General features: G+C 36.6%; 6 protein-coding genes. 1 reads left to right on the top strand and 5 read right to left on the bottom strand.

What is annotated here, in order from left to right; all coding sequences use genetic code 11:
• The coding region (locus ACFWE9_RS25855; protein ID WP_377359514.1) for a hypothetical protein at nucleotides 1-341 on the top strand (341 nt) is incomplete at its 5' end.
• Nucleotides 342-889: 548 nt separating this feature from the next.
• On the opposite strand, the gene ACFWE9_RS25850 is transcribed toward ACFWE9_RS25855, so the two are convergent.
• From ACFWE9_RS25850 to ACFWE9_RS25830, 5 genes are all read right to left on the bottom strand, one after another.
• Nucleotides 890-1,186: a hypothetical protein gene (locus ACFWE9_RS25850; RefSeq protein ID WP_377359512.1), complete on the bottom strand. Its 297-nt coding sequence runs from the start codon at nucleotides 1,184-1,186 to the stop codon at nucleotides 890-892.
• A gap of 301 nt (nucleotides 1,187-1,487) precedes the next feature.
• Nucleotides 1,488-3,344, bottom strand: a complete 1,857-nt coding sequence (locus ACFWE9_RS25845) for a hypothetical protein (RefSeq protein ID WP_377359510.1) — start codon at nucleotides 3,342-3,344, stop codon at nucleotides 1,488-1,490.
• 551 nt (nucleotides 3,345-3,895) lie between these two features.
• On the bottom strand, nucleotides 3,896-4,186 hold the full coding sequence (locus ACFWE9_RS25840; protein WP_377359508.1) for a hypothetical protein: 291 nt from the start codon (nucleotides 4,184-4,186) through the stop codon (nucleotides 3,896-3,898).
• A 98-nt stretch (nucleotides 4,187-4,284) separates the two neighbouring features.
• Nucleotides 4,285-4,467, bottom strand: a complete 183-nt coding sequence (locus ACFWE9_RS25835) for a hypothetical protein (RefSeq protein ID WP_377359506.1) — start codon at nucleotides 4,465-4,467, stop codon at nucleotides 4,285-4,287.
• Between the two features lie 186 nt (nucleotides 4,468-4,653).
• Nucleotides 4,654-4,929: a hypothetical protein gene (locus tag ACFWE9_RS25830; protein ID WP_377359504.1), complete on the bottom strand. Its 276-nt coding sequence runs from the start codon at nucleotides 4,927-4,929 to the stop codon at nucleotides 4,654-4,656.
• Nucleotides 4,930-5,151 lie beyond the last annotated feature (222 nt).

Genomic DNA, 5,151 nt, shown 5'->3' with positions numbered 1-5,151 from the left:
CACTTATAGTGTACTTAATTCTTGCATTTAAAGAATGGAGAAATACAATTGAAAAGCAAAAGCAAAATGAACAATTCGCAGAAAAATATGAAGAACTTAAAAATCAGACCATAAGGAGTGATTTCGATCCCAGAAACATTCCTCAACTTATGAATCTAATTAATTCAGAATTTCAATTTAACAAGTGGTATTCCGAAGAAGATTTATCAGGTGCCATATACAAAAAAATATTCAGGAAATTAAATCGTGACTTTGTTAAACAGATTATTAACGACTTAGCCGAACGTGACCTTATTAAAATGAAAGAAGAGTATGGGAATTTTTCCTTTATGAGAAAGTAGAATCTTCCTTTCTCTTTTAAACATATCGTATAACTTTCGTGCCAGTTAACAAAATGAATCAATAATTCTGGAATAATTTTAAGGCTAATTTAAAGATTAGCCTTAATCACTTTGGTTATGTCACACCGCGTTCCGAATATTCCGAAATCACTGATTGCGGTCCAAATTGATGTTCTAAGGCTGTCTAACTGTGCAGTGAATCTCGTTTGTAATTCCCTTACAGTTGTCAAATATGCTTTCCCTCCCCTCTGTTGATTTTTTAGCTTCTAAAGGAGGTCTATATCTGTCTCGAAGTTAGGAACCGGATTGTTATCTGAGTTATTTTTCATTTTAGTTTCAATGAGTTTTATGAAATTATTCCTAGTCTTTGAAACTGCTTCCGGATGAGAATTAACAGCTGCTAAGAACGAAATGTATTTGTCCATGTCTTCTTTTTGAGCCTTTGCCTCGTTCTCTTCACGCAACAAATACCATTTCTGGAGCTTTTAATACTTCTGTACACCCTCCTATACGATTATAAAGAGCAAACACTAAGGTTTCAAATAATGTTACGTCCCTGGAATTGGCGTCGCTGGTGTTCCTGTTGCCTTCATGATCAGGTTCAAGAACTTCATTTTCCCATGAGTCAGTACGAAAGACTTTTTTACACGGTTGATTAATTGATCGATATCATTTCTTTCTAGAATTGCATCGTAAATATTAAGTACGTCATCGAATTTTTGTCCTTTTAATCCATTTAGATCAAAACCACTTAAAACAGATAGCAATTCGAATGCACTGTTAGGTAATTTCGGCATTAACGTTTTGTATGAATTCACGCCGTTTGTAATAAATTCAGAATTCACTTGTGCAAGATCCACATCACGAATATCTGAATTACGAAATGTTGAAGCAAATAACCCTTATAAGGAATCGTCTTCACGAGGCTCTTTAATGATGCTGTTTACTACTTTCATAAATCCTATTGGAACCCATTCATAGAATCGATATCCTGTTGTTTACTTGTAGTATCACCATTTTCGCCTTTAATTTTTAAAGTAATACTTGTAGTTGTTGTCATAATTGTTTTCCACCAATAAAATAGACACCCCGAAGGATGCCTTAATTTTTGTATTTTAATTTACAGGTTGTTATGTTTTTAGTGTTTTACTCAAGTTTCAGTACCCAACGATTTCCAACAACACGTTTTTCTAATCCTGAAATAGAAGGCAGGGCATTTGTTAATGTAACTTTTCCGGCACTAAACGATTGAACCGTGGTCCAGTGAGTTGTTAAATCGTCTAATAGCACCCCGATTATATCTCCTATCGCTAATGAGTGGAAATACATTGTGTAAGCATTCCCGGCAGAAGGAGTGATTGAAAGTGGTGCGTTTAAAGTAGCTGTTTTAGTTGCTGCAACGTAATTTGTTATATATCTCGTTTCATTATTGATTGCGATAGCAGAATTGTTGTGTTTTCCGTCTGTAGCTCCGCCATTACTTAAAATGACATTCGTTGTTGTACTTCCTGATGAAACTGTCCCTGTGTTCCCTATATTTTCACCTTTAACATAAATATGGGTAGCAGAAGCCAAAGCAGAAGCAACCATCACGGTATTTGTACTATACGTGTTTTGGTAGTAACCGCCTGTTGTCAATGGAACAATGTCACCCAAGCGTCCAAAACCTTTTGTGATTGCACTTGACACAATTGGACGAAATTCCTTTTTGCCTGTATTAAAAGGAATGTTTCGGTTGTGCTTTAGGTATTGTAGGAAAAGAGAAACCCTTTCAAATGTCATATTTGCGGTTGCGTTTCCTGGTTCTACAATAATTTGGAAGTATTTTAATAATCCGTCAGTATTTACGAGAACTCCTTCTACTTGATTTAATAAAGCAGATGAATTGTAACTTCCAGTTTTGGAATAAAAACCAAAAGTTAAATCATTACGACTTAAGTATGGTACAGTCGGTTCTACCTTTATTGGATTTAAGTTGGCATCATACACAAAAATACGCACGCTCCAAGCTGCGACATCGCTATCTAAAGAAATACCCATATTTCCGTTCGTAGGTAACGGAATTATAGGTGACTTATATACCGTTTTAAAAGGAGAAGTTATTTTTAATTTATGGAGTCCCGCCTGAACCCCGCCCTTATACCCTTCGACATCAGCCTGATCGTTAAAAATTGCGTTTCTAGCGCTTAAACTGAATAATTCATCTAACTTGTAGTGTTTCCACTGGTCACGCACAACAATATTACTAAGTCCGGAGTCATTGACGATTATGTTAGGACTACTTGAAAAAACAGCACGTTCCGTTTCTGAATATAACTTTTCTATCACGTTGTCTCTTGTTCCTTCTGCGAAGTTTATAGTATTTACTCCTTCAAAACGACAATTAGTAAATTTATTGTTAAGTCCTTTATTAAAGTTAAGAGTTGCATTTTCAAAAGTTGGGCAATCAAAAACATTATTATCATGCGGGTATGTTCCACCAATGGTAAGTGTCCTGAACGCCCCGCCTCTAAATCTGTTTTCGTTTATCCATTGTCCTAAATTCGGATTAGTCGGTGTCGGATTAGTAGCTATCTCTAATGTCGGGACAACTCCTAGTTCAAAAGTGGAATAGGCAGTACATTTTGCATATTGATAAGAACTGTCGCTGTCAGCGTAAAGTTGTAAATATGAGCATTCTCCTAATTCGAAATAAGATTGAACTCCTCCTATAACCCGTAAAGTAATTCTTCCTGAGCTTGAATTTGCTTGTCGAATGTATTGTTTTACTTTTACTCCACCAATTGTAATTCCAGTACCATTGAAATCAACACTAACTGTTCCTCTAAAATCGAGGTTAACACCGTGTAAAGTTACATTCCTAGTTACCCTTAGTGTTTTCCCATTACCTAAGTATAGTCCTTTGTTTTGTGCTTTTGCGTCTGTATACGCTCGTTCTAAGCCGTCTGTATCATCTGTCCCATCAAGTGGGCAATAAGTGGTTAAAGATAACTCTTCGATCATGCGTTACCTCCCGCGTTTTAAGGCCTCGTAGCCTATAGGTTTTATTGCGACCGTTAGACATAGAAAAAGATGCCGGTGAGGACGTCTTATTAAATTCTTTGCAAGAAAGCTTGGATTTTCGAGATTATCAAATGGCCCGCATCGTTGGGATGTAGCCCGTCAGATATCGCCGCATCCCTACTCGCTTGGGAATCTGGCGATAGACCACTTCCTGTATAAAGGTTTAAGGTTGGCACGCTGTACCTATCACACACATCTTTAATAGCGTTGATATATGTTTTAACCCACTAGCTGGACTCGTTTGTCCTTGTCTGGGTACAGGAATAATAAAACCAATATGTTTCCCCGGATATTTCGTTAACAACCCCTCAATCATTACTCTCAGGGCACCAATGTAGTGTCTGCAGTATCCCCCCACTCCAATCGGCATTGAGTTTCCGAAGTCATGAGTTCCACCGAAAACCGTAATTATATCCGCATCAGCAGCCATTGTGCTAAACCGTTGAGCCATGCTGTCAGTTTTATCAGCAGCACTTGTAATTCTCGAACCACTAACTCTGTATAGTTGTTACACCTGCTCCTTCAGATATGACAGTCGTATATGGTTTTGTAGCATTCAAACCTGCGATAATATCGCCTAATACGTTCACTTTAGCCCAACTAACTGATGGCTTTGTAAAAGAATACCCTTCATTGTAAAGAACATAAGGGGAGGGGGTTGTGGAACCTTCAATAACCATTTCAGTATTAATATCTGCTGTGTTTGTGGTAACTAGTGCATAAGGATATTTTGCCCGGTAGGGACTGTAAATGGTTTTGAACCACTTACACCGCTTTTCCATACTTTATTAGTGTCGTAGTAGTTGACGTATCCATTATATAAATACGTATATGTCGAACACTCTGTTACATGTATATAATCTATTGTGGAATAAGTACCTTAATCTGCCCAAACTCCAGTCGTATAATTCACTAACTTACCGGTATTTACTTTTGTTTTATCGAATATGTTAACTGTCAGTATGTTTTTCTTAGCAAAATCAGTTTTTTCGATTTGAATAGATTGGTCTGCTATTCCTGTGCTCCGGTATACGCCTCCTGCTGTCCAAGCTGAAGTATTCATAAGCAGTTGCTCGGTTCAAGTTAGATCCTGCTTTTAGAGCAGCTTCACTTTCAGCACCGTGTGCCTACGCTAATTCATCATACTTTTTGTTTAAAACTTGAACCTGTGACCTTGTGTAGCATATTGCTTGCCTAAAATTACTTGTTAATCTTTCAGAGCATCCACCCAATTCCTATATTTACCGAACTAAGATTTGGAAGCCTTCATTTCACTTTTTAAAAGAGACATTTTACCTAAAAGGTTCTTTTGCCCTTTATCAAAATTCGCTCCATCCATTCTGACTCGGACTATCATATAACCTATTTCTTTTTCCTTTGACATTTCCTTTACCTTTGTTACTGAGTGGTTTAACAGCTCATAGTAAAAGTGAATAACCATGTCATCCACATCTTTTAACGGCAACCCTCTTTTGTTTATAAGGTGATCATAAGTATCAAGTAAATCGTTATATATTTCAAACAAACTTATCCACCTTTCAAATCCTCCTGTCTAATCATAGAAGCTAAAAATCTATCAAAAGCTGGGGTTCTTTAATAGTAAATAAGTATTCAATATTATTTGCCGTAAACTGTTCACTTTAGTTTAGCAGTTACAGAAGACCATCAAGGTACGATAGTTTAACAATATAACTATATTTTTATAACTGAAATTAGAAACTCATTTAACAATTAATCTTTTTTGTGT

Origin of the sequence: Peribacillus sp. NPDC060253 (assembly GCF_042727425.1) — a bacterium.
Taxonomy (GTDB): domain Bacteria; phylum Bacillota; class Bacilli; order Bacillales; family DSM-1321; genus Peribacillus.
This window is presented reverse-complemented; position numbering and strand designations above follow the sequence as displayed.